Here is a 22,622-nt window from a genome sequence, read left to right on the forward strand (position 1 = left end):
GGAGAGCGCTAGTGTCAGGGACGTCACGTGAAGCATTACGCGAGACGTCCCTTCGTCATTGGTAGGCACCTTCTGAACGGCTGACCCGGCGCGGCGGATTCGCGTCGGGCATTCGTCGTGCTCGCCGTACCCCCTCAGCTCCTCCGAGGCGTCTCGCCGTTCCCGCGAACGACTGTCGGTGGGGGCCAGTAGGCTTTCCCGGAGGTCCGCAGGGAAGAAGGGGGGCACGGCTTGTATCTCAAGACGCTCACCCTGCGCGGCTTCAAGTCCTTCGCCTCCGCGACCACCCTCCGGTTCGAGCCGGGCATCACCTGCGTCGTCGGGCCCAACGGCTCCGGCAAGTCCAACGTGGTCGACGCCCTGGCCTGGGTGATGGGCGAGCACAGCGCCAAGTCGCTGCGCGGCGGCAAGATGGAGGACGTCATCTTCGCCGGCACCGCCAGCCGGCCGCCGCTGGGCCGCGCCGAGGTGACGCTGACGATCGACAACTCCGACGGCGCGTTGCCGATCGACTACACCGAGGTGACGATCAGCCGCCTGATGTTCAGGAGCGGCCAGAGCGAGTATGCGATCAACGGCGACACCTGCCGCCTGCTCGACATCCAGGAGCTGCTGTCCGACTCGGGCATCGGCCGCGAGATGCACGTCATCGTGGGGCAGGGCCAGCTCGACACCGTGCTGCACGCCGGGCCGGAGGAGCGGCGGGCGTTCATCGAGGAGGCCGCCGGCGTCCTGAAGCACCGCAAGCGCAAGGAGAAGGCGCTGCGCAAGCTCGACGCCATGCAGGCCAACCTCACGCGCGTGCAGGACCTCGCCACCGAGCTGCGCCGCCAGCTCAAGCCCCTGGGCCGGCAGGCGGAGATCGCCCGCAAGGCCGCGGTCATCCAGGCCGACCTGCGCGACGCGCGGCTGCGGCTGCTGGCCGACGACGTCATCAGGCTGCGAGAGACGCTGGAGCGGGAGGCGGCCGACGAGGCGGCCGTCCTGGCGCGGCGGGCCGAGGTGGAGGCCGCGCTGGCCGAGGCGCAGCAGCGGGAGGCGGCGCTGGAGGCCGCGGAGGCGGAGGCGCAGCCGCGGCTGGCCGCCGCCCAGGAGGCCTACTTCCGGCTGTCGTCCCTGCGCGAGCGCATCGCGGGCCTGGAGCAGCTGGCCGCCGAACGGCACCGGCACGCCCTCGACGCGGCGGCCATCGAGCGGCGCGGGCGGGATCCCGAGGAGCTGGAGCGGGAGGCCGCCGAGGCGCGCGAGCAGGAGCTCATCCTGGCCGCCGAGCTGGAGCACGCCCAGGAGCTGCTGGAGGAGGCCGTCGCGCGGCGCTCGGAGGCCGAGGCGGAGCTGGCGGCCGAGGAGCAGCGGCTCGCCGCCGCCGCGCGTGCCGCCGCGGACCGGCGCGAGGGTCTGGTACGGCTGCGCGGCCAGGTCGACTCGGCGCGCAGCCGGGTGCGGGCGGCCGAGGAGGAGATCGGGCGGCTGCAGAAGGCGGTCTTCGACGCCGCCGAGCGGGCGCGCCTGGCCAGGGAGGACTTCGAGGCGTCGCGGGCGGAGGAGCCGCAGGCCGATCCGGCGCTGGCGGAGGAGCTGGCGGTCGCGGAGGAGGCCGTCGCGCGGGCCCGGGAGGCCGCCGAGGCGGCCCGTGACCGGGTCGAGGCGGCGACGGCGGCGCTGGCGGGCCCTCGGGCGGCGCTCCAGGCCGCGAAGGCGGCCGTCGCCACAGCGCGGGCGGCCGACCAGGAGGCTCAGCGGGCGGTGGCCGCGCTGGAGGCTCGTCGCGACGCTCTGGAGCTGGGGCTGGCCCGAGGGGCGGACGGCGGGGCGGCGCTGCTGGCGGCGGCGCTGCCGGGCGTGCTGGGGCCGCTCGCCGCCTCGCTGACGGTCGCGCCGGGCGCCGAGGCGGCCATCGCCGCGGTGCTGGGCGCATCCGCCGACGCTGTGGCCGTCAAGTCGCTGGACTCGGCGGTGGAGGCGCTGGAGCACCTGCGCGCCGTCGACGGCGGCCGCGCGTCCCTCGTCGTCGCCTCCGCCGGGGGACCCCGCCCCGGTACGGCGACGCGGGCCGTATCCGGTGGAGGACCCAACCGAGAGCTCAGCGGAGGGCTCAGCGGAGGACCCGGCGATGGGCTCGGCGAGGGCGGCCGGTGGGCCGCCGACCTCGTCACGGTGCCCGCGGAGCTGCGTCCCGCCCTCGACCACCTGCTCGCCGGCGTCGTCGTGGTCGACACCCTCGGCCAGGCGCGGGCGCTCGTCGAGCGAGAGCCCGGCCTGCGGGCCGTGACGCGGGACGGCGACCTCGTGGGCGCCTACACCGCGCAGGGCGGCGACACGGCCGGAGCGTCGGCCCTCCAGATGCGAGCCGCCCTCGACGAAGCCGTCGCCGCCCTCGACGAGGCGCGCCGGACGGCGGAGGCGACCGCCGAGCGGCTGGAGACGGCGCTCGCCGCCGAGCACGACGCCCAAGCCGCCCTGGAGGCCGCGCAGGCCACGGTCGCCCAGGCCCAGCAGGAGGCGGGCGCCGCCCAGGCCGCCGTCAACACCGCCCAGCAGGCCCTCGACCAGGTGCGCGCCCGGCAGCGGGAGGCCGACCAGCGCTCGGCCGCGGCGGCCAAGCGCCTCGCCCAGCTCGAAGCCGCCGCCCGGGCCGCCGAGGCCGAGGCCGACCGCCTGGGCACGAGCGTGCTGGCCGCCGAGGAGTCGCGCGCCGCCGCCCAGGAGGAGCTGGCCGAGCTGGAGATGCGCCTGGCCGAGGCCGAATACGCCCAGGAGCTGGAGGCCGAGCCCACCACCGAGCGCCGCGACGAGCTGGCGGCCGGGCGGGAGGCGGCCAGGCAGCGCGAGATGGAGGCCCGGCTGCAGGTCCGCACCGCCGAGGAGCGCCTGAAGGGCGTCGAGGGCCGGGCCGACGCGCTGATGGCCGCCGCCCAGCGCGAGCGCGACGAACGCCGCCAGGCGGCCGAGCAGCGCGAGCGCCGCAGGAGGCAGGCCCGGCTGGCCGAGTCGGTCGCCGCGGCCGCCAGGCAGGTGCTGGAGGCGCTGGCCGTGTCGGTGGAGCAGGCCGCACGGGAGCGCGACGAGGCGGACCTTGCGCGGGTGGCCGTCGACGCCGAGCTCAAGCAGGTCCGCGTGCACGTCCGCGAGCTGGGCCAGGAGCTGGACAAGCTCGTCAACCGCGTCCACGGCAGCGAGGTGGCCCGCACCGAGCAGCGGCTGCGCCTGGAGCAGCTGGAGCAGCGCGCCATGGAGGAGTTCGGCGTCGAGACCGAGGCGCTGGTCGCCGAGTACGGCCCGCACGTGCCGGTGCCGGGCGATCCGCCGGTGCCGTACGTCAGGGAGGAGCAGGAGCGGCGCGCCCGCACGGCCGAGAAGCAGATGGCGCAGCTCGGCAAGGTCAACCCGCTGGCGCTGGAGGAGTTCGCGGCGCTGGAGGAGCGGCACGCGTTCCTCACCAGCCAGCTGGAGGACCTGAAGAAGACCCGGCGGGACCTGCTGACCGTGGTGAAGGAGGTCGACGACCGGGTGGAGCAGATGTTCGCCTCCGCCTTCGAGGACGTCGCCCGCGAGTTCGAGCAGATCTTCACCCGGGTGTTCCCCGGCGGCGAGGGCCGGCTGGTCCTGACCGACCCCGAGGACATGCTGACCACGGGCGTGGAGGTGGAGGCGCGCCCGCCGGGCAAGAAGGTCAAGCGGCTGTCGCTGCTGTCGGGCGGCGAGCGGTCCCTGACCGCGGTGGCGTTCCTGATCGCCATCTTCAAGGCGCGCCCGTCGCCGTTCTACGTCATGGACGAGGTCGAGGCGGCGCTCGACGACACCAACACCCAGCGGCTGCTGACGCTGTTCGAGGAGCTGCGGCAGAGCTCGCAGCTGATCGTCATCACGCACAACAAGCGGACCATGGAGATCGCCGACGCCCTGTATGGCGTGTCCATGCGCGGTGACGGTGTGACGCAGGTGGTCAGCCAGCGACTGCGGGAGCGCGAATCGGCCTGAGCCTCGGCCCGAGCATCGAGAACGATCTGGAAAACTGGCTTCTTGTGAGTGACTCTCTCCTCATCATCGTGATCGTCGCTGTGGTCGCCCTGCTGGCGGCCGGCGGCCTGTTCTTCCTCTACCGGCCGGGCCGCAAGGCGGCGCCGCCGCCCGTGGAGCCGCCGGAGACCCTTCCCGCGGAGGAAGCGGAGGCGGCGCCGCGCGGAGCCGTCGAGGAAGGCGAAGGCGGAGCCACCACCACCGTGCCGCCGCCGCCCGCCGAGCCGATGGTCAAGGCTCCCGAGGTCGAGGCGCCCCCGCCGTCCGCCGGCCGCATGGTGCGCCTGCGCGCCCGCCTGGCCCGCTCGCAGAGCACGCTGGGCCGTGGCCTGCTGGAGCTGCTGTCGCGCGACCGGCTCGACGACGAGGTGTGGGAGGAGATCGAGGAGACCCTCATCACCGCCGACGTGGGCGTGGCGCCGACGCAGGCGATGGTGGAGGAGCTGAAGACCAGGGTGAAGGTGCTCGGCACCCGCTCGCCCGAGGAGGTGCGCGGGCTGCTGCGCGAGCAGTTGCTGGCGCAGGTCAACCCCGACCTGGACCGCACGCTGCACGTCGACAAGCACGGCGAGCGCCCGGCCGTGGTGCTCGTGGTCGGTGTCAACGGCACCGGCAAGACCACCACGACCGGCAAGCTGGCCCGCGCGCTGGTGGGCGACGGCAAGAAGGTGGTGCTCGGCGCCGCCGACACCTTCCGCGCCGCGGCGGCCGACCAGCTGCAGACCTGGGGCGACCGCGTGGGCGCCGAGGTCGTGCGCGGCCCGGAGGGCGGCGACCCGGCGTCGGTGGCGTTCGACGCGGTGGCCGCGGGCATGGAGCTCAAGGCCGACACGGTGATCGTCGACACCGCGGGCCGGCTCCACACCAAGACGGGCCTGATGGACGAGCTCGGCAAGGTCAAGCGGGTCATCGAGAAGCGCGCGACGGTGGACGAGGTGCTGCTCGTGCTCGACGCGACCACGGGCCAGAACGGCATGCGCCAGGCCCAGGTGTTCGCCGAGGCGGTCAACATCACGGGCATCGCGCTGACCAAGCTCGACGGCACGGCCAAGGGCGGCATCGTCATCTCGGTCCAGCGGGAGCTGGGCGTCCCGGTCAAGCTGGTCGGGCTCGGCGAGGGGCCCGACGACCTGGCGCCGTTCGACCCCGAGGTCTTCGTCGACGCGATCCTCGGCGACTGAGCGCCGGCGGAGTTTCGGATGCCCCGGGTTATCGCCCGGGGCATCCGTTTTTATGAGGAAATGTCCCTTATCGGGTGAAGTATTGATCTCTGGCGCTGCTCGTGCTGACATGGGGCGTCGTCAAGGAGATCGCGGCGGCAGCGCAGTCCGCCCGCGGTCTCTTGTCGTCCCTTACCGAGAGGTGCCCATGAAGAAGGTCGTCGTGTACAAGCCCGGAACCGTCAAGCTCACGGGGGCGGCTGCGCCCAGGCACACGCCGTAGGGCGACGTGGCGGCCGGTGGTCCGGACAGGGGGCCGGCCGCCACGCGGACCGCCGCCGGAGCCGGCTTCGTCACGAGAGACCGGGTGCACATTGACGACCATCGACGCGGACCGCCGCCTGCGCGGGCCGTACACGTTCGCCGCCGCGCTGCTCGACCTGCTGGTCCCCGGCGCGCCGCCGGACCTGGTGGCCGCGCACGACATCGAGATCCGGGCCGCCGCTCCCCATCTTGGCGTCGCGCCGCACAGGACCTCTCTAGCCCAGACGCTGCCCCGAGAGCAGCGCATCCTCATCCCGGGCGCCCGCCGTACGCTCAGCCTCGCCAACGGCCTGGCCGAGTTCGTCAGGGACCGCCTCACCGAGCCGCTCACCGTCGTCGTCCACAACCTGGCCGAGGCCGACCAGACGGATCGGGAGCTGGTGGACGTGCTGCGGCGGCGCGTGCCGGACCTCACGATCGTGGAGGGAGACGCCAGGCCGTCCACCGCGCCGCTGCCCGCCGACTTCGACCGGTTCCGCGACGAGGGCTTCCACCACGCCATGGCCGAGAGCGGGCTGGCCGCGCTCACGGAGGCGGCCGAGGACTGGGTCCTGCTGAACAGGACGGCGAACGCCCTGACCGCCATCGAGCGCGAGGACGAGGCGTGGCAGCTGCTCCAGCGCGCCAGGAGGGCGTGCGTGGACCCGGTCCATAGCGCAACGATCGCCTGCTCGATGGCCACGCTGCTCGTGCGGCACTCCGATCCGGCCAGGCGCGATCCCGAGCAGGCGTTGGGTTGGATCAACGAGGCCATCGCGATCACCTCCCTGCTGCCCGGCCGCCGCGAGCGCGCCTTCCACCTCGGCTTCGACCTCAACGCCAAGGCTCTGGTCCAGGTACGGCGGGGCCGCCTGGACGAGGCCGAGCGCCTGGTCCAGGAGGCCATCGCGCTGGCGGAGGCCGACCTGGGCGACGAGCACCCCATCCACCGCCTGGTCCTGTACGCCAACCGGGCCCAGCTCGCCGCGGCGGCGGGCCGTGCCGAGGAGGCGCTGGCCGACTACGGCAGGGCCATCGCCATGGACCCCGGCTATCCCGACTACTACCTGGACCGGGGCAACCTCCTGGCCAGGCTGGGCCGTGCCGAGGAGGCGCTGGCCGACTACGAGACCGTGATGCGGATCAGCCCGCCCAGCCCCGAGCCGTACTACAACCGGGCCGGGATCCGCTTCGCCGGGGGCGACCACGCGGGCGCGCTGGCCGATCTGGACTACGCCGTGGAGCTCGATCCCGGCTTCGCCCCCGCCTACGTCAACCGCTCCGGGCTGCTGGCCGCCATGGGCGAGTACGGCGGCGCCAGGCGGGACGTGGTGCGGGGCCTGGAGCTCGAACCGCGCAACGCCCACCTGCTGTGCGTGCTCGGGCAGGTGGAGGCGGCCGAGGGACACCACGCGCGGGCGAGGGCGGCCTTCGACGCGGCCCTGGAGCTTCAGCCGGACCTGGCGGAGGCGTGGGCGAGCCGGGGAGCGCTGGCGTTCGAGCTGGGCGAGGCCGAGGCGGCGGTCGCCGACCTCACCCAGGCCATCAAGCTGACCGAGACGGCCGAGCTGCTGTTCAACCGGGCGGTCGCGCTGCGGGCCTGCGGGCGGGCGGCGGAGGCCAGGGAGGACCTGCTGCGGGCCGCCGAGCTGGCGCCGGACGACCCCGACGTGCGGCGGGCGCTGCGGGAGGGCTGAGCCGGTGGGCAGGAGGTACTGGCTGCTCCTGGGCGGCTATCTCGTGTCCTCCACGGGAACGTGGATCTACCGACTGGCCCTGCCGCTGATGGTGCTCGACATGACGGGCTCGGCGCTCAGCACCGGCGCCGTCTACGCGCTGGAGTACCTGCCGTTCCTCGTCCTCGGTGTCGCGGGCGGGGTGATCGCCGACCGGTTCGGCCGCAGGCGCGTCCTGGTGGCCGGCGACCTGGCGGCCGGGCTGTTCGCGCTCGCGCTGGCGTGCCTGGTGTCGTCCGGGCGTCCGCCGCTGTGGCTGGTCTACCTGCTGGTGCTGGCGCTGTCGTGCGTCGATCCGCTGTACCGCCCGGCCTTCAACGCGGTCGTGCCGTCGCTCGTCCCGCCGGACCGGCTGCCGCCCGCCAACGCCCGGGTGCACATCGGCGAGCACGGCACCAACATGCTGGGCCCGGTGCTGGGCGGCGCCCTGATCGCGGCGTTCGGCTACCAGACCGCGATCTACGTCGACGCGGCGACCTTCCTGCTGTCGGCCGCGATGATGGCGTTGATCGGCGAGGTGCCCGCCGCCGTGACGCGGGGGCGCTCGGCGATGGCCGATCTGCGGGAGGGCCTGCGGTTCCTGTTCCGCGAGCGGCGCGAGGTGCTGGTCACGGCGGTGGCCTCCTGCGGGCTCAACTTCGGGGTCTGGCTGCTGCTGGCGAACGTGGTGTACTACCTGACCGCCCACCACGGCTTCACGCCGGGACAGATCGGCGCCGTCTACGCCTTCCAGGGCGCGGGCGCGGTGACCGGCGGCCTGCTCGGCAGCCGCCTGCTGCGGGTCCTCCCGCCATGGGCGCTCATCAGCGGCGGCACCGCGCTGGGCGGGCTGTCCATGCTGCTGATGATCCCCGCCCGGGGTCCGGTGCTGATCGGGCTGGCGTGGCTGGGGCAGTTCGCCGGCGCGGGGATCGGCATCGTCGCGACGGTGACGGTGCGCCAGCACCTCGTTCCCGGCCATCTGCTCGGCCGTGTCCTCGGCACGGCGCGGGTCATCGCCTTCGCCTCGATCCCGCTGGCCGCGCTCGCCTCCGGCGCGTTCGAGACGGCCGTGCGCAACCCCGCCGCGATGATGGCCTTCGCGGGGGCGAGCTGGCTGCTCATCGCCCTGCTGCTGGCGCGCTCCTCGCTCAGGGACGTGCGGCTCGCACCACAGCCTCGATCTCTTCCAGGCTGACGTCGCGGAACCCCTCGGGCTTGAGCACCTTGCCGTCGGCGCGGCGCTCGACCCTGCCGGTGCGCGGGTCGACCTTGCGCATGTTGGCCTCGTGGACCAGCTGGAAGACCCGGTCGAGCGGGATGCCGAGCCGGTCGGCCGTGCCGTACACGACGTAGAGCAGGTCGGCGAGCTCCTTGGCCAGGCGCGGCAGGCTGCCTCGGCCCTCGATCGCGGCGAGCAGCTCGGAGCGGACCTCGGCGCACTCCTCCTCGATCAGCGCCAGGCGCAGCCGCAGGTCGACGGGCGAGCCGTCGTCGGTGGCGGCGTGCCAGCGGGCCAGCGCCTCCATGGGGTCGAGCATGCGGGCCAGCCTAGTGACGGACGCCGACGGGGACGACCAGCGGCGTGCCGGCCACCGGGTCGGGGATGACCTTCGCCTCCAGGTCGAACACCTTGCGCAGCAGCTCCTCGGTGAGCACCTCGTGGGGCGTGCCCGCGGCGACCACCCGGCCGTCGCGCATGGCGACCAGCCGGTCGGTGTAGCGGGCGGCCAGGTTGAGGTCGTGCAGCACCATGACGATCGTGCGGCCGGCCGAGGAGTGCAGGCTGCGCACCAGCTCCAGGACCTCCACCTGGTGGGCCAGGTCGAGGAAGGTGGTCGGCTCGTCCAGCAGGAGCAGGTCCGTGCCCTGGGCGAGGGCCATGGAGATCCACGCGCGCTGGCGCTGCCCGCCCGACAGCTCCTCCAGCGGCCGGTCGGCCAGGTCGGACAGGCCCGTCATGGCGAGCGCCTCGGCGACCGCGTCGGCGTCGGAGGAGGACCACTGGCGGTACCAGGTCTGGTGCGGGTGGCGGCCACGCGCCACGAGGTCGGCGACGGTCAGGCCCTCGGGGGCGGAAGGCGCCTGGGGCAGGACGCCCAGGACGCGCGCCACCTCGCGGGTGGGCAGCCTGTCGATGCGCTTGCCGTCGAGCAGCACCTGGCCGCCGGAGGGCTTGAGCAGCCGGCCCAGCGCGCGCAGCAGGGTGGACTTGCCGCAGCCGTTGGGCCCGATGATCGTGGTGACCGTGCCCGCCTCGATGCCGAGGTCGAGCCCGTCCACCACGACGCGGTCGCCGTACCCGAGGGTGACGTCGACGGCCTGGAGTCTCATGTCAGCGACCCTTCCCGCGGAGACGGACGAGCAGGTAGATCAGGTACGGCGCGCCGAGGACGGCGGTGACGACGCCGACGGGCAACTCGACGGGCGAGAAGGCGGTGCGGGCGATGAGGTCGGCGGCGGCGGTGAGGACGGCGCCGAGCACCGCGGAGGCCAGCAGCGGCGGGCGGCCCGAGCCGATCAGGCGCAGGGCGATCTGCGGCGAGGCGAGGGCCACGAACGCGATCGGCCCGGCCGAGGCGGTCGCGGTGGCCGCGAGCAGGACGGCGGCCAGGACGAGCAGCCCGCGGGCGCGGTTGACGCGCACGCCGAGCGAGACGACGGTGTCGTCGGAGAAGCGCAGGGCGTCCAGCGTGCGGGCGCCGAGCAGGGTCAGGGGGATCAGCGCGGACAGCGCCAGCGCGACGGGCGCGACGTGCTCCCAGCCGCGGCCGTTGAGCGAGCCGGAGATCCACACCATCGCCCGGGTGGTGTCGTTGACGTCGCCCACGGTCAGCAGCCAGTACTTGATGTTGGTGAACACCGCGGCCACCCCGATGCCCACCAGGACCAGCCGGTACCCGTCCAGCCCCTGCCGCCAGGCGAGCGCGTAGACGGTGACCGCGCCGGCCAGGCCGCCGGCCAGCGCCAGCGCCGGGATGCCGAGCGACAGCAGCAGGCCGCTGGCCCCGCCGTACGCGCTGCCGCTGGCCACCACGCCCGCCACGACGGTGACCGAGGCGCCGGTGGTCACGCCCAGGATCTCGGGGCTGGCCAGCGGGTTGCGGGCGATGGCCTGGGTGATGGCCCCGGCCAGCGCGAGCGCCGCGCCGACGAGCGCGCCCGTCAGCGCGCGGGGCAGGCGCAGGTCCATGACCACGAAGTGGCCGGGATCGCCCGCGTCGACGGTGGCGCGCAGCACCTCGGCCAGGGACATGGGGATGTCGCCGATGCGCATGTTCATCGCCATCAGCAGCACGAGCAAAGCCAGCCCGGTCAGCGTGACGGCGACCGCGCGGGGCCGCGAAGGGCCGTACAGCCTCACGGGGAACCTCACAGCCGCACCGGCTTCCTGCGCCGGACCAGCGCGACGAAGAACGGCGCGCCGATCAACGCGAGCACCACGCCCACCTCCAGCTCGCCCGGTGGGGCCACGACGCGGCCGATCACGTCGGCGAGCAGCAGCAGGGCCGCCCCGACGAGGCCGGAGTACGGCAGGAGCCACCGGTGGTCGGCGCCGGACAGCGGCCGGACCAGGTGGGGCACGATGAGGCCGACGAACGACAGCGACCCGCAGGCGGCCACGGAGGCGCCGGTCAGCAGCGTCACCGCGGCGACGCCGACGGCCCGCGTGCGGTTGACGTTCTGGCCGAGCCCGCGCGCCACGTCCTCGCCCAGGGCGAGCGCGTTGAGGCCGGGCGCGTTGAACGCGGCCAGCAGCAGGCCGGCGAGCACGAACGGCGTTACCTGCCAGACCGCGTCGGCCCCGCGCGCGGCGATCGATCCGGCCTGCCAGAAGCGGAAGACGTCCATCGCCTGCTCGTCCAGCAGCACGATGGCCGAGGTCAGGGCGTAGAGGAAGGCGCTGACGGCGGTCCCGGCCAGCGCCAGCGTCACCGGCGTGGGACCGCCCCGGCCGCCGGCCATGCCCAGCGCGAACACGCCCGCGCTGGCGACCAGCGCCCCGGCCAGGCCGAACCAGATGTAGGTGTAGAGGGTCGAGGTGCCCAGCAGGATGATCGAGGCCACCATGGCGAAGGCCGCGCCCTGGGTGACGCCCAGCAGTCCCGGGTCGGCCAGCGGGTTGCGGGTGTGGCCCTGCATGAGGGCGCCGGCGACGCCCAGCGCCACCCCGGCGAGCACGCCGATCAGCGTCCTGGGCACGCGCAGCGAGCGGACGATGATGTCGTTCTCGGTGCCGGTGGGGGCGGTCAGCGCCTGCCACACCTCGCCCGGCGGGACGGTCTTGGCGCCGACGGTCACGCTCAGCACGACGGCGCCGGCCAGTGCGGCGAGGAGTACGGCGAGCACGCGCGTGCGCCTCACTGTGCCTCCTCCTGGTTGCCGGTTCCGCTGAAGTATGCCAGCTTAGGCATGGCTTACATAACTTAGGTTTACCTAACTAGAGGATGCTAGGAGATCGGATGAAGCTCGTCCGCGCGGCGGCCCTCGGCCTGCTGCTCGCCATGGGCCTGACCGCCTGCGGGTCGTCCGCGCCGGCGACCCAGGAGGGCGCCCAGCCGTTCCGCACCGTGAAGCACGCCATGGGGGAGACCAGGATCCCGGCCGCGCCCAAGCGTGTCGTGGCGCTGGACCAGAGCTTCGTCGACGCGGTGCTGACCCTGGAGACGCCGGTCGTCGGGTACACCACCTACCGGTCGATCGACGACGAGCTGCCCGATTACCTCGGGGCGGTGGCGGCCCGGCACGGCAAGGAGGCGACCCCGGTCGGCACGCTGGAGCAGCCCAGCCTGGAGAAGATCAAGGCGCTCAAGCCCGACCTCATCGTGTCGGCCAAGGTCAGGCACGAGGCGCTGTACACCAAGCTGGCCCAGATCGCGCCGACCGTCTTCAGCGAGACGACCGGGGCCATCTGGAAGGAGAACCTGCGCCTCATGGGACAGGCGCTGGGCAAGGAGGCCCTGGCCGAGACCAGGATCAAGGAGTACGAGGAGCGGGCGGCGAAGATCGGGGCGGCGATCAGGCAGGCCTCCGGCGGGTCGCTGCCGACCGTGTCGATCGTGCGCTTCGCCGGAGAGCCCACCGTGCGGCTGTACGTCGAGAAGTCCTACTCCGGGATCGTGCTGAAGGACGTCGGGTTCCCGCGCCCGCAGGGGCAGCCGACCAAGGACGACGCCATCGCCGTGGACGTCTCCCAGGAGCGCATCCTCGACCTGGACGCCGACCACATCTTCGTCGCCACCTACCCCGATCCCGCCACCGAGGAGCCCAAGCGGAAGTTCGTGACCAACCCGCTGTGGGCCAAGCTCAAGGGAACCAAGCACGAGGTCAGCGACCTGACGTGGATGAGCGCGGTGGGCATCCAGGGCGCGCACGCGATGCTGGACGACCTCGCGAAGATCTTCTCGGTGGATCCGGCGCGTTAGGGGCGGCCCGCCGGTCACTCGGTCAGGAACGCGCGCAGGTCCTCCAGGTGCGGGGCGAGGTCGAGGCCCTGGGCGGCCACCCACGAGTCGTCGCAGTAGGTGCCCCGGTAGCGTTCGGCGCCGTCGCAGATCAGCGTGACGACGCTGCCCTTCTCGCCCGCGGCCCGCATCTCCCTGATGACGTCCACGGCCGCCGCCACGTTCGTGCCCGTGGAGCCGCCCACGGCCAGGCCGGTCACCTCGCGCACCCACCGCATGGCGGCGATCGACCGGGCGTCGGGCACCCGGACCATCCGGTCGATCACCGACGGCACGAACGACGGCTCGACCCGTGGCCGCCCGATGCCCTCGATGCGCGACCCGCACGCGGTGACCGACGGGTCGCCCTCCACCCACGAGGAGTAGAACGCCGAGCCCTCCGGGTCCACCACGGCCAGCCGGGTGGGGTGACAGCGGTAGCGGATGTAGCGGCCGATGGTCGCCGAGGTGCCGCCGGTGCCCGCGCCGACGATGATCCAGCTGGGCTCCGGGTACGGCTCCCGCGCCATCTGCTGGAAGATCGACTCGGCGATGTTGTTGTTGCCCCGCCAGTCGGTGGCGCGCTCGGCGTAGGTGAACTGGTCCATGAAGTGCCCGCCGGTCTCGGCGGCCAGCCGGTGGGACTCGGCGTAGATGGAGCCCGGGTCGTCGACCAGGTGGCACTTGCCGCCGTAGAACTCGATGAGGGCGATCTTCTCCGGCGAGGTGGACGCCGGCATGACGGCGATGAACGGCAGGCCGACGAGCCGGGCGAAGTACGCCTCGCTGACGGCGGTGGAGCCGCTGGAGGCCTCGACGATGGTCGTGGCCGGCCCGATCCACCCGTTCGCCAGGCCGTACAGGAAAAGCGAACGGGCCAGGCGGTGCTTGAGTGAACCGGTGGGGTGCACCGACTCGTCTTTCAGGTAGAGGTTTACCCCCCAGCGCGAGGGCAGCGGGAAGACATGGAGATGGGTGTCAGCGCTCCGATTGGCGTCGGCCTCCACCTTGAGGACGGCTTCGGCGACCCACCGGCGTGCCTGACCGTCGTGCCGGTCCACGAAATTCATGGCACTTACGCTAGCCGATGTGAATCTGGCCACATTCAGCGCTCAATTGAATGGAGAGTGTTATGATTACGAGACTTGTCCGGCCGTGGACGTGACCACGCACGCCGCGAGCACACGGAGAGTTCACCCCACTGACCACCTAACACGCCTCTTAGGGCGCGTCTGTCAGCATGGACTCCGGCGGGTGCGCCGGATCGGGGGAAATCGCGAGGGGGAAAACCTTGATCACTATGACCGATGAGCAGAGGCAGGACTGGTTCGAGCGCGACGTCGTGCCGGTGACCTCGCAGCTGTTCGCCTCCGCGATGCGTCTGACCCGCAACACCGCCGACGCCGAGGACCTGGTGCAGGAGACCGTCGCCAAGGCTTACACGTCCTACCACCAGTTCCGCGAGGGCACCAACCTGAAGGCGTGGCTGCACCGCATCCTCACCAACAACTTCATCAACGACTACCGCAAGAAGCAGCGCTCGCCGAAGCTCTCGGCCGCCGAGGAGATCGAGGACTGGCAGCTGCACGCGGCGGAGTCGCACACCTCCACCGGGTTGCGCTCGGCCGAGACGGAGGCGCTGGAGCGCCTGCCCGACAGCGTGGTCATGAACGCGCTGCGCTCGCTGCCCGAGGAGTTCCGCGTCGCGGTCTACCTCGCCGACGTGGAGGGGTTCGCCTACAAGGAGATCGCCGAGCGCATGGGCACCCCGATCGGCACCGTCATGTCCCGCCTGCACCGGGGCCGCCGCCAGCTGCGCTCCATGCTGGAGGGGTACGCGCTGGAAGAGGGCGCCATCCCCGCGCAGCACGCCGCCTGAGACCGGGACCGCCTAGCTCAGGCGCATGTGGAGCCGCACCCGCAGAGCGTCCCGGCCGCTGCGCACCTCCACCAGATCGCACAGCTGCCGGCTGATCCACAGCCCGTATCCGCGCTGGGAGCCGGGCTCCGGCGGCAGGTAGCCGGGCAGCGGGTCCGCCAGCGACCCGCCCGGGTCGGCGATCTCGCACACCACCTCGCGCCCGTTGGTCCACATCTTGACCGTGCCGTGGCCCGCGCCGTGCTCGACGCTGTTGGCCGCCACCTCCGAGACGCTGAGCACCAGCGACGGGATGAGGTTGCGATCCATCCCGGCCGCCCTGGCGTAGTCGGCCACGGCCCGGCGCAGCGTGGCCAGCTCGGCGCGGACGCCGAACCGCGCGACGCGCACCTCGCCCTCCGGCTCGGGCAGCGGCGCGCGCTCTCCGGCCAGGACCAGCTCGTGCGGCTCGACGTAGCTGTCGCTGCGCCGTACGCCCCGGTCGTCCAGCACGGCGGGATGCGTCAGCAGGGCGTGCCGCGGCTCCCGGCGGAACAGGCACAGCGCGATGCACTCGTATCCGCGCAGGGCGGCGTTGAGCACGGAGTCGTACCGGATCCACGCCTCGCCCTCCGGCGGCTGGCCGACCACGAGCGTCGGCTGTCCCTTGGCGTACTCGCACAGGGCCGCCAGCGCGCGGTGCGGGTGCTCGTACCACTCCCGCGGGTCGCGGCGCTCCACGCCGGGGCCGAGCGGCGGCAGGGAGGCGATCACCAGCGTCCGGCGGCCCTCCTCGAGCGCCTGCCGCAGGTGGGGACGGATGAGCCGCAGAGCCTGGTCGTCGGAGTCGTACGGCACCGCCAGGTGCGTGAACGACTCAGTGCGTCGCACGCAGGGGAACCTACTACGCCGCCGCGATCAGCGCCACCGCTCCCAGCGCGCACGCCACGCCCGTCACCTGCACCGGCCGCAGCCGCTCGCCCAGCACGTAGCGGGCCAGGACGAGGGTGCTCGCCGGGTACAGCGACACCAGCACCGCCACCAGGCTGAGCAGCCCGTGCCGGGTGGCCAGCAGGTACAGCACGTTGGCCGCCATGTCCAGCACGCCGGCGAGGGCGATGACGGGCAGCGCACCGGGCCCGGGGCGCAGGGTCCGCCGGGTGACGAGCGCGCCGAGGGCGACCAGCGCGATCGAGGCGATCCTCGCGCCCGCCAGCGGCCACATGCCCGTCCCCTCCGGCGCCTGGTCCAGCAGGATGAAGAACCCGCCGAACCCGGCGCCCGCGCACAGCGCCGCCGTCACGGCCCCGGCGGAGGTCCGCGCCCCATCCGACGGGCTCCTGCTGACCAGCGTGACCGACACCAGCGCCAGCGCGATGCCCACCAGCGCCCAGAACTCGGGCCGCTCCCCGGTGGCCAGCCCGAACACCACCGGCAGGGCGGCCGAGGTGACCGCCGTCGTCGGCGCCACGACGGACATCACGCCGGTGGCCAGCGAACGGTAGAACAGCACCAGGCCCACGGCCCCCGCGACGCCCGAGGCCATGCCCCACCCCAGCGCCTCCGCCGAGAAGTGGCCGGGCAGCGCCGGCAGCAGCATGGCGATCAGCGCCAGGCCGGCCAGCTGCGACAGCACGACGACGGCCAGGACGCGGGACCTGCGCGTGGCCAGGCCGCCGAAGAAGTCGGCCGTGCCGTACACCACGGCACACGTGGTCGCTAGAATGACGGCGGTCACAGTTCACTCCAATGCACTTTTAGGTCAGTATATTGGACGATACCGCGGCGATCACCGCCGCCATCGCGACGAACGTCCGGGCGCAGCGCACCCACCGGGGCCTGACCCTCGACGCCCTGGCCACCCGCTCCGGCGTCAGCAAGGGCATGCTCGTCCAGATCGAGCAGGGCAGGACCAACCCCAGCGTCTCCACCCTCACCCGCGTCGCCTCCGCGCTCGGCACCACCGTCGCCAAGCTGGTCGAGGTCTCCGACGTCCCGACGGTGCGCGTCGTCCGCCGGCAGGACGTGATGACGTTCACGCACGGCGGCTCGGTGGCCAGGCTGCTGGTGGGCGCCGACCAGCCGATGATCCTGGAGCTGTGGGACTGGCGGCTGGCCCCCGGCTCCCACCACGACGGCGACGCCCACCCGCCCGGCACCCGCGAGATGCTGGCCGTCCTGGAGGGCGAGCTCACGCTCACGGTGTACGGCAGGAGCCACGCTGTGGGGCCCGGCGACGCCGTCATGTTCACCGCCGACCGGCCGCACCGCTACGCCAACGAAGGGGCAGCCGAGCTCCGGTTCGTCATGACGGTCGTGGAGCCGCGCGAACTGCCGGATCACTAGAGGCGCGTCGCGTGCGCGCGTGCGCGCGGATATCCCACGATGGGGGGAGAACCGATCATGCAGTCGCGGGGGGACTCGGGTCGGAGCTCGTCCGTGATGCGGCCCCCGGTGCGCGCCTTCGGGGGGAAGCATGCGGCGCTGGGCGGCGCTTCCGGCCGTGGTGACGGTGGCGGCGGGGTGCGTGAGCCCCCGGGCGACGCTCCACGCCGAGCCGCCGCGCGTGCCGCCGGCGGTCGACGCCCAGACGCTGGCCAGGCGGCTGGCCGCCATGGACCCGCTCTGGCCGGGGCACGCGCACGAACCCGTCGACTGCGCCACGCGCGAGTGCGTCGCCCTCACCTTCGACGACGGCCCGGGCAAGCACACCGGCAGGCTGCTGGACCTGCTCAGGGAGCACGGCGTCCGGGCGACGTTCTTCGTGCTCGGCGAGAAGGCGGCCGAGGACCGCCACGGCACCCTGCGCCGCATGGTCGACGACGGCCACGAGCTCGGCAACCACACGTGGACCCACAGGCAGCTCACGACCCTGTCCAGCGCCGGGATCCGGAACGAGCTGCGGCGGACCCAGCGCCTCGTCGAGCACCTCACCGGCGTCCGCATGCGGATGATGCGCCCGCCGTTCGGCGCCACCGGCCGGCGCGTGGCAGCGGAGAGCCGCCGCGAGGGGCTGGCCCAGGTCCTGTGGGACGTCGACACCGTCGACTGGCGCGACCGCGTCCCCTCCGTCGTGGCCCGCCGCGCCGGCAGGGCGCGGGCCGGCTCCGTCGTGCTGCTGCACGACATCCACCGCAGCACCGTCGAGGCGATGCCCGAGCTGCTGTCCCGCCTCTCGCACAAGGGCTATGCGTTCGTGACCGTCTCGGAGCTGTACGGCACGCCGCTCGCCCCGGGGCGCGAGTACCCGGACAGGCAGGACGCCCGGCGATGACCGGCGGCGGCCGAGGCTGTCGGCGCTTCGTGGCAGGCTTACGCCATGGCGTTCACCGGTTTCCCCGACGAGGCGTTCATCTTCTACGAGGGCCTCGAGGCGGACAACTCCAAGACGTACTTCACGCGGCACCGGCAGATGTACGAAGAGGCGGTCAGGGCCCCGATGACGGCCCTGGCCGAGGAGCTCGCGCCCGAGTTCGGGCCGGCCGAGCTGTTCCGCCCGTATCGCGACGTGCGTTTCTCCAAGGACAAGTCGCCCTACAAGACCCACCAGGGCGCCTTCGTCAGGGTCATGCCGGGCATCGCGCTCTACGTGCAGATCGGCGCCGACGGCCTGTACACCGCGGGCGGGTTCTACACCTCGGCGCCCGACCAGGTGGCGCGCTACCGCGAGGCGGTCGACAACGACCTGACCGGCCCGGCGCTGGAGAAGATCGTCGAGGAGCTGCGCGCGGAGGGGTATGCCGTCGAGGGCGATCGGCTCAAGACCCGCCCCCGCGGCGTGCCGGAGGACCACCCGCGCCTGGAACTGCTCAAGCACAAGTCGCTATACGCGGGACGCCGCTTCGAGCCCGAGCCGTGGGTGCACACGCCCGAGGTCGTCGACCGGGTGCGGGAGACCTGGCGCGCCTACGGGCCGCTGCTCGATTGGATCTGCGCCCACGTGCGGGGCAGCGAGCAGCCGCCGCGATGAGGGCACAGCGGGGGCACGGTGATGGCGCGGCGATGGCGGTGATCGCGGCGATGGCGGTGGTCGCGGTGATGGCGGTGGTCGCGGTGATGGTCCGGTGGTCGTGGTGATGGCCCGGTGGTCGCGGTGATGGCCCGGTGATGGCGCGCGTGCTCGGGGGCGCGGCCGCCGCCCGTGACGCCACCCTGCCCGCCGCCCGGCGCGACCGCCGCGTCCTCGCGGCGATCGTCGTCGCGGGCGCGGCCGTCTACTCGGCGCTGTCCCTGCTGAAGATGGCCGACTTCCGGGCGAGCGCCTACGACCTGGTGATCTTCGACCAGATCGTGCGGTCCTACTCCCGCTTCCAGCCGCCGATCTCGCCCACCCTCGGCGTCCACAGCGACCTGGGCCCGTCCTTCGTCGCGTTCGGCGACCACTGGTCGCCGATCCTGGCCACCCTGGCGCCGCTGTACTGGATCGCCGACGACCCGCGCACCCTGCTCGTCGCCCAGGCGGTGCTGCTGGCCTGCTCGGCGATCCCGCTGTGGGTGTTCACCCGGCGAGCCCTGGGCGTCGCGGCGGCCCACCTGATCGCCGTGGCGTACCTGCTGTCGTGGCCGGTCGTGGAGGCCGTGGCCTTCGACTTCCACGAGGCGGCCTTCGCGCCCCTGCTCACGGCCGTCATGCTGGAGCGCTGGCAGGCCGGGCGGCGCGTCGCCATGGTGCTCGCGGCGGCGGGCCTGCTGTGCGTGAAGGAGGACATGGGGCTGCTGGTGGCGGGCTTCGGCGTGGTGCTGCTCGTCCACCGCGGGTGGCGCGTCATGGGGGCGGCGTTCGTGGCGGGCGGGCTGGCGTTCACGTGGCTGGCCACGCAGGTGCTGATCCCGCTGTTCGGCGGCAGGCCCGACTCCGACGTGGCCTACGGCGCGCTCGGCGGCTCGGTACCCGGGATCGTCAAGACCGCCGTGACCGATCCCCTCAAGGTGCTCGCCCAGCTCGGCACCCCGCCGGTCAAGCTGGGCACGCTGGCGTTGCTGCTCGGGGTCACGCTGCTGGCCGCGCTGGCCTCGCCGCTGCTCCTGGCCGCCGTGCCGCTGCTGGCCGAACGCCTGCTGGCCAGCGCCTTCGGCAACTGGTGGGTGCCGGAGTACCACTACAGCGCGTTCGTCGTGGTCGTCGTCTTCGCCGCCGGGGTCGACGGGGTGGCGCGCGTGTGCCGTACCGAGGCGAGAGCCCGGTGGTGGGCGGCCGGGGTGCTGGCCGTGGCGGTGGCGAGCGTGCCGTTCTTCTCGCTGGCCACGCTGGCCGACCCCGAGACCTACCGGCGCGACGCGCGGGAGCGGGCGGCCGCCGCGGCGGTGGCCGTGGTGCCCGACGGGGTGACGGTGGAGGCGGCCAACAACCTCGCCCCCGCCCTCAGCTCGCGCACCACGGTGCTGCTGTGGGACCGCACGCCGCGCGGGGCGCCCTGGGTGGTGGCCGAGGTCGGCAGGAGGGTCTTCCCGTTCAGGACCGAGGCCGAGCAGCGCGACCGGGTGGCCGCGCTCCAGGCGGCCGGATACCGGGTGCGCTACTCGGCCGGGGGATACGTCGTGCTCGCTAGGGCACCTGCCCGGTGACCTCCTGCCCCTTGAGGATGCGCTCCACGGTCTGGCCGGCCACGGTGGTGGCGGCGGTCGTGCCGACGGCGATGAGCACCGCGATCAGCGGGGTGGCCAGGCTCCGGATGCTGCGGATGTTGCGCACCCGGCCCCACGGCTCGCCGGCCAGGTGCATGATCCGCCACTCCCAGTAGAGCCCGAGCCCGATGCACGCCAGCGCCGTCTGCCCCACCACGATGGCGACGAGCTGCGCCTTGTCGGCCACGCCGATGTCCGGCTCGAACATGGCCGAGATGTAGGCCGACAGCTCGGTGGCGGTCGCGGCGGCCATCAGGTGGAGCGCCTTGGTCATCGGCTGGGTGCCGCGGATGCGGGGGTAGAAGTAGCCGAAGAGGAAGCCGAAGCACGGCAGCGCGAGCAGCCCCCGCGCGTCGAAGGCGAAGGCGCTCAGGTGGCTGCCCGCGGGCAGGCCGAAGATGAACGCGAACGGCAGCGTCAGCACCAGCGTGACGGCGAAGGCCATGACGCCGTTGTGCCACGGCGTGCAGCCGGCCGAGGTGGTGAAGGCCGTTTCCGGCCGGTGCGACTCCCCGCCCAGGGCGCGGTCGATGTCGTGGCGCTGCCGGTCGAAGTCCTCCAGCGTCATCTCGGCCGCGCCCAGCTTGCCCCGGCCCAGCCGGTAGAGCTCCTGCTTGGCCTGGAACAGCAGGCGCCGGTGCAGCGCCTCCCTGATGAGGTCGCGGTGCTCGACGGGGGAGCGCGGCTCCACGAAGTGCGGGCGCTCGCCCGAGATCAGCCAGCCGGCCCCGGCCCAGGCGACCAGCGAGGTGATGGCCAGCAGCGGCAGCGGGACGCCGACGTCGAGGTCGCCCCTGCGCGGGGTGAGGTAGACGACCATCAGCGTGGCCATCATCGTGTCCTGCACGACCGGGTTGGCCAGCATCTCCGGCGTGGTGCCGAGCCGCCGCAGCCGCAGGACCATCAGGACGAACGCCAGCAGCAGCAACCCGAGGGCGCCGCGCAGCACCGGCGTCGGCCAGGGCTCGCCGCTCGCCAGGTCGGCGGGGGCGATGTTCCACGACCCGGCGTCCAGCCACTCGGTGGGCCAGCCCTGCACCAGGAGCCCGGCCAGCACGCCGAAGGCGACCACCGCACGCGACCAGTGGCGGGTGGCCACCGCGATCCCCGCGATCGGGATCAGCGACCATCCCAGCGCCAGCATCAGGCGGACGCTGTCGGGCGGGAAGACGCCGTGCATGAGCGCCCGCATCCACAGCGCGAACGCCAGCGCGCCCAGCGCCACCCCGGCCGCGACGACGGCCAGCCGTACCACCACCGAGGGGGCGCCCAGGTCGGCGGCGAAGGCGACGGCCGACCCGGCAGCCGCCAGCGCCGCGACCGTGCCGGCCGTGACCAGCGTGGCCAGGGGCAGCTGGCCGTACAGGGCCGACCAGATCAGCATCCCGCCGCCGACCGCCACGCCCGCGCCGGTCACCACGAGCAGGTCGGTGGTGGTCCACGGCGCGGGAGCGGGCACCACCTTGGCCGCGTGGCGCAGGCTGACCGCCGGCAGCAGCGCGAACAGCACCAGGTAGGCGGCCAGGTCGAGCGAGTCGGTGACGGCGGCGGCGCCCAGCGTGACGGCGCACACGGCGATCCCGGCGGCCAGCACGCGGTTCAGCACCGGCCGCCACCACGCGACCGACAGCGCCCGCAGCAGCAGGGTGCCCAGCACGATGGCGGTCAGCACGCCCAGCGCCGCCGCCCAGCTGGGGTCGTTGTCCTGGTGGGCGTCGGTGAAGCCCTGCGTGCGGTACGCCAGGGAGACCCGCACGGGATAGGGGTTGAGCGTGACCTCGATCCCCGTCGCGGTCTCCTTGTCGGGGACGAAGTCGGGCGTCTGGACGACGGTCCAGTCGGCGGACCGGATGCCGATCGTGCGGCGGTCGACCAGGAGCGGCTGCTCCGCCGGCACGTGGAAGGTCAGGGACAGCAGCTCCTCCGGCTCGACCTGGCGGAGCATGGTGAGCGTGTAGGTCGCGGTCGTCTTGCCGCCGGCGGTGACGAGGACGGGCGCGTAGCGGGTGGTGGGGCCCAGGCCCGCGCCGCTCGCCCGCACCGCGCCGAACAGCGCGTCGGTCTCGGACTGCAGGGAGGCGGGGAAGTCGTACTTGGTGCGGATCCGGCGCAGCAGGGCCTCCTGGCCGGCGTCGGCCGTGAGGGTGTGCTCGACCGTCACCTTGACCTGGTGGAGGCCGACGTCGATGCGGCCCTGGGGGACGCGGGCGAGGTCGGCGTCGGTGGCCCGGGCGACCGTGACCCTCGTGGCGATCTCGGGCGGCTCGCCGGGGGCGGCGGACGGGCCGGGGGTGGCGGCGAAGGTCTCGCCGCGGGGGCTCGGCGCGGCGTCGGCCGGCGCGACGGGGACCTTGCGAGCCGAGTAGGCGGCCCACGCGATCGCCAGCACCGCGACGGCGGCCAGCACATAACCGATGACCACCCGTAATGTCCGCATGTAAAGGATGATCCGCTTCGGGGGCGGAAGGTTCCACCGGCTGGCGTAACGGTCTTATTA

Annotated in this window: 18 protein-coding genes; 10 read left to right on the forward strand and 8 right to left on the reverse strand. The window is 73.4% G+C overall.

Going from position 1 to position 22,622, the window contains the following annotated elements:
• The first annotated feature begins 231 nt into the window (after positions 1-231).
• The 4 genes from BSB02_RS17815 (at position 232) to BSB02_RS17835 (ending at position 8,396) form a co-directional block, all read left to right on the forward strand.
• Complete coding sequence (locus BSB02_RS17815; protein WP_084960104.1) at positions 232-3,981, forward strand: AAA family ATPase; 3,750 nt, start codon at positions 232-234, stop codon at positions 3,979-3,981.
• 44 nt (positions 3,982-4,025) lie between these two features.
• Positions 4,026-5,201: a signal recognition particle-docking protein FtsY gene (ftsY, locus tag BSB02_RS17820; RefSeq protein WP_084960105.1), complete on the forward strand. Its 1,176-nt coding sequence runs from the start codon at positions 4,026-4,028 to the stop codon at positions 5,199-5,201.
• Between the two features lie 353 nt (positions 5,202-5,554).
• Positions 5,555-7,180 (forward strand): tetratricopeptide repeat protein, encoded by a 1,626-nt coding sequence (locus tag BSB02_RS17830; RefSeq protein ID WP_084960107.1) that lies wholly within the window; start codon positions 5,555-5,557, stop codon positions 7,178-7,180.
• 4 nt (positions 7,181-7,184) lie between these two features.
• Positions 7,185-8,396: an MFS transporter gene (locus BSB02_RS17835; protein ID WP_084960108.1), complete on the forward strand. Its 1,212-nt coding sequence runs from the start codon at positions 7,185-7,187 to the stop codon at positions 8,394-8,396.
• Here the strand turns inward: BSB02_RS17835 and BSB02_RS17840 are convergent.
• The 4 genes from BSB02_RS17840 to BSB02_RS17855 are packed head-to-tail and all read right to left on the reverse strand — an operon-like array spanning position 8,350 to position 11,563.
• Positions 8,350-8,739, reverse strand: a complete 390-nt coding sequence (locus BSB02_RS17840; RefSeq protein WP_084960109.1) for a pyrophosphohydrolase domain-containing protein — start codon at positions 8,737-8,739, stop codon at positions 8,350-8,352. The genes BSB02_RS17835 and BSB02_RS17840 overlap by 47 nt on opposite strands.
• Before the next feature lie 10 nt (positions 8,740-8,749).
• The gene (locus BSB02_RS17845; RefSeq protein WP_084960110.1) at positions 8,750-9,532 is read right to left on the reverse strand and encodes an ABC transporter ATP-binding protein; all 783 of its coding nucleotides are present in this window, start codon (positions 9,530-9,532) and stop codon (positions 8,750-8,752) included.
• A gap of 1 nt (position 9,533) precedes the next feature.
• The gene (locus BSB02_RS17850; RefSeq protein WP_240506485.1) at positions 9,534-10,574 is read right to left on the reverse strand and encodes a FecCD family ABC transporter permease; all 1,041 of its coding nucleotides are present in this window, start codon (positions 10,572-10,574) and stop codon (positions 9,534-9,536) included.
• Entirely contained in the window at positions 10,571-11,563 is a 993-nt protein-coding gene (locus BSB02_RS17855; RefSeq protein ID WP_240506486.1) for a FecCD family ABC transporter permease, read from the reverse strand. The genes BSB02_RS17850 and BSB02_RS17855 overlap by 4 nt, the downstream gene beginning before the upstream one ends.
• A gap of 98 nt (positions 11,564-11,661) precedes the next feature.
• On the opposite strand from BSB02_RS17855, the gene BSB02_RS17860 reads away from it, so the two are divergent.
• The gene (locus tag BSB02_RS17860; protein WP_084960112.1) at positions 11,662-12,624 is read left to right on the forward strand and encodes an ABC transporter substrate-binding protein; all 963 of its coding nucleotides are present in this window, start codon (positions 11,662-11,664) and stop codon (positions 12,622-12,624) included.
• Between the two features lie 14 nt (positions 12,625-12,638).
• Here BSB02_RS17860 and BSB02_RS17865 read toward each other — a convergent pair whose 3' ends face one another.
• Entirely contained in the window at positions 12,639-13,712 is a 1,074-nt protein-coding gene (locus tag BSB02_RS17865; protein WP_084960113.1) for a PLP-dependent cysteine synthase family protein, read from the reverse strand.
• Between the two features lie 230 nt (positions 13,713-13,942).
• Here BSB02_RS17865 and BSB02_RS17870 point away from each other — a divergent pair, with 230 nt between their 5' ends.
• Complete coding sequence (locus tag BSB02_RS17870; RefSeq protein ID WP_143590817.1) at positions 13,943-14,521, forward strand: sigma-70 family RNA polymerase sigma factor; 579 nt, start codon at positions 13,943-13,945, stop codon at positions 14,519-14,521.
• A gap of 12 nt (positions 14,522-14,533) precedes the next feature.
• Here BSB02_RS17870 and BSB02_RS17875 read toward each other — a convergent pair whose 3' ends face one another.
• Both BSB02_RS17875 and BSB02_RS17880 read right to left on the reverse strand, forming a co-directional pair.
• Complete coding sequence (locus BSB02_RS17875; protein WP_084960115.1) at positions 14,534-15,391, reverse strand: ATP-binding protein; 858 nt, start codon at positions 15,389-15,391, stop codon at positions 14,534-14,536.
• A gap of 13 nt (positions 15,392-15,404) precedes the next feature.
• Complete coding sequence (locus tag BSB02_RS17880) at positions 15,405-16,238, reverse strand: DMT family transporter (protein ID WP_084960116.1); 834 nt, start codon at positions 16,236-16,238, stop codon at positions 15,405-15,407.
• 32 nt (positions 16,239-16,270) lie between these two features.
• On the opposite strand from BSB02_RS17880, the gene BSB02_RS17885 reads away from it, so the two are divergent.
• The 4 genes from BSB02_RS17885 (at position 16,271) to BSB02_RS17900 (ending at position 20,065) form a co-directional block, all read left to right on the forward strand.
• Complete coding sequence (locus BSB02_RS17885; RefSeq protein ID WP_084960117.1) at positions 16,271-16,846, forward strand: helix-turn-helix domain-containing protein; 576 nt, start codon at positions 16,271-16,273, stop codon at positions 16,844-16,846.
• A gap of 130 nt (positions 16,847-16,976) precedes the next feature.
• Positions 16,977-17,774, forward strand: a complete 798-nt coding sequence (locus BSB02_RS17890; RefSeq protein WP_084960118.1) for a polysaccharide deacetylase family protein — start codon at positions 16,977-16,979, stop codon at positions 17,772-17,774.
• 45 nt (positions 17,775-17,819) lie between these two features.
• Positions 17,820-18,470 carry a DUF2461 domain-containing protein gene (locus BSB02_RS17895; RefSeq protein ID WP_084960119.1) on the forward strand — a complete coding sequence of 217 codons (651 nt, stop codon included), beginning with the start codon at positions 17,820-17,822 and terminating at the stop codon, positions 18,468-18,470.
• A gap of 137 nt (positions 18,471-18,607) precedes the next feature.
• A complete protein-coding gene (locus BSB02_RS17900) occupies positions 18,608-20,065 on the forward strand; it encodes a DUF2079 domain-containing protein (protein WP_084960120.1) in 1,458 nt (485 codons plus the stop codon).
• Here BSB02_RS17900 and BSB02_RS17905 read toward each other — a convergent pair.
• A complete protein-coding gene (locus BSB02_RS17905; RefSeq protein WP_143590819.1) occupies positions 20,046-22,562 on the reverse strand; it encodes a hypothetical protein in 2,517 nt (838 codons plus the stop codon). The two genes, BSB02_RS17900 and BSB02_RS17905, sit on opposite strands and share 20 nt — an antisense overlap.
• Positions 22,563-22,622: the final 60 nt, after the last annotated feature.

The sequence above is a fragment of the Thermoactinospora rubra genome (assembly GCF_002093975.1).
Classification (GTDB): domain Bacteria; phylum Actinomycetota; class Actinomycetes; order Streptosporangiales; family Streptosporangiaceae; genus Nonomuraea; species Nonomuraea rubra_A.

What these genes read in the sequence shown, in the direction of transcription:
- BSB02_RS17860 (WP_084960112.1), top strand. Translation starts at nt 11,662, where the DNA reads ATGAAGCTCGTCCGCGCGGCGGCCCTCGGCCTGCTGCTCGCCATGGGC.
- BSB02_RS17845 (WP_084960110.1), bottom strand. Translation starts at nt 9,532, where the DNA reads ATGAGACTCCAGGCCGTCGACGTCACCCTCGGGTACGGCGACCGCGTC.
- BSB02_RS17870 (WP_143590817.1), top strand. Translation starts at nt 13,943, where the DNA reads ATGACCGATGAGCAGAGGCAGGACTGGTTCGAGCGCGACGTCGTGCCG.
- BSB02_RS17865 (WP_084960113.1), bottom strand. Translation starts at nt 13,712, where the DNA reads ATGAATTTCGTGGACCGGCACGACGGTCAGGCACGCCGGTGGGTCGCC.
- BSB02_RS17890 (WP_084960118.1), top strand. Translation starts at nt 16,977, where the DNA reads ATGCGGCGCTGGGCGGCGCTTCCGGCCGTGGTGACGGTGGCGGCGGGG.
- BSB02_RS17900 (WP_084960120.1), top strand. Translation starts at nt 18,608, where the DNA reads ATGGCGCGCGTGCTCGGGGGCGCGGCCGCCGCCCGTGACGCCACCCTG.
- BSB02_RS17895 (WP_084960119.1), top strand. Translation starts at nt 17,820, where the DNA reads ATGGCGTTCACCGGTTTCCCCGACGAGGCGTTCATCTTCTACGAGGGC.
- BSB02_RS17905 (WP_143590819.1), bottom strand. Translation starts at nt 22,562, where the DNA reads ATGCGGACATTACGGGTGGTCATCGGTTATGTGCTGGCCGCCGTCGCG.
- BSB02_RS17840 (WP_084960109.1), bottom strand. Translation starts at nt 8,739, where the DNA reads ATGCTCGACCCCATGGAGGCGCTGGCCCGCTGGCACGCCGCCACCGAC.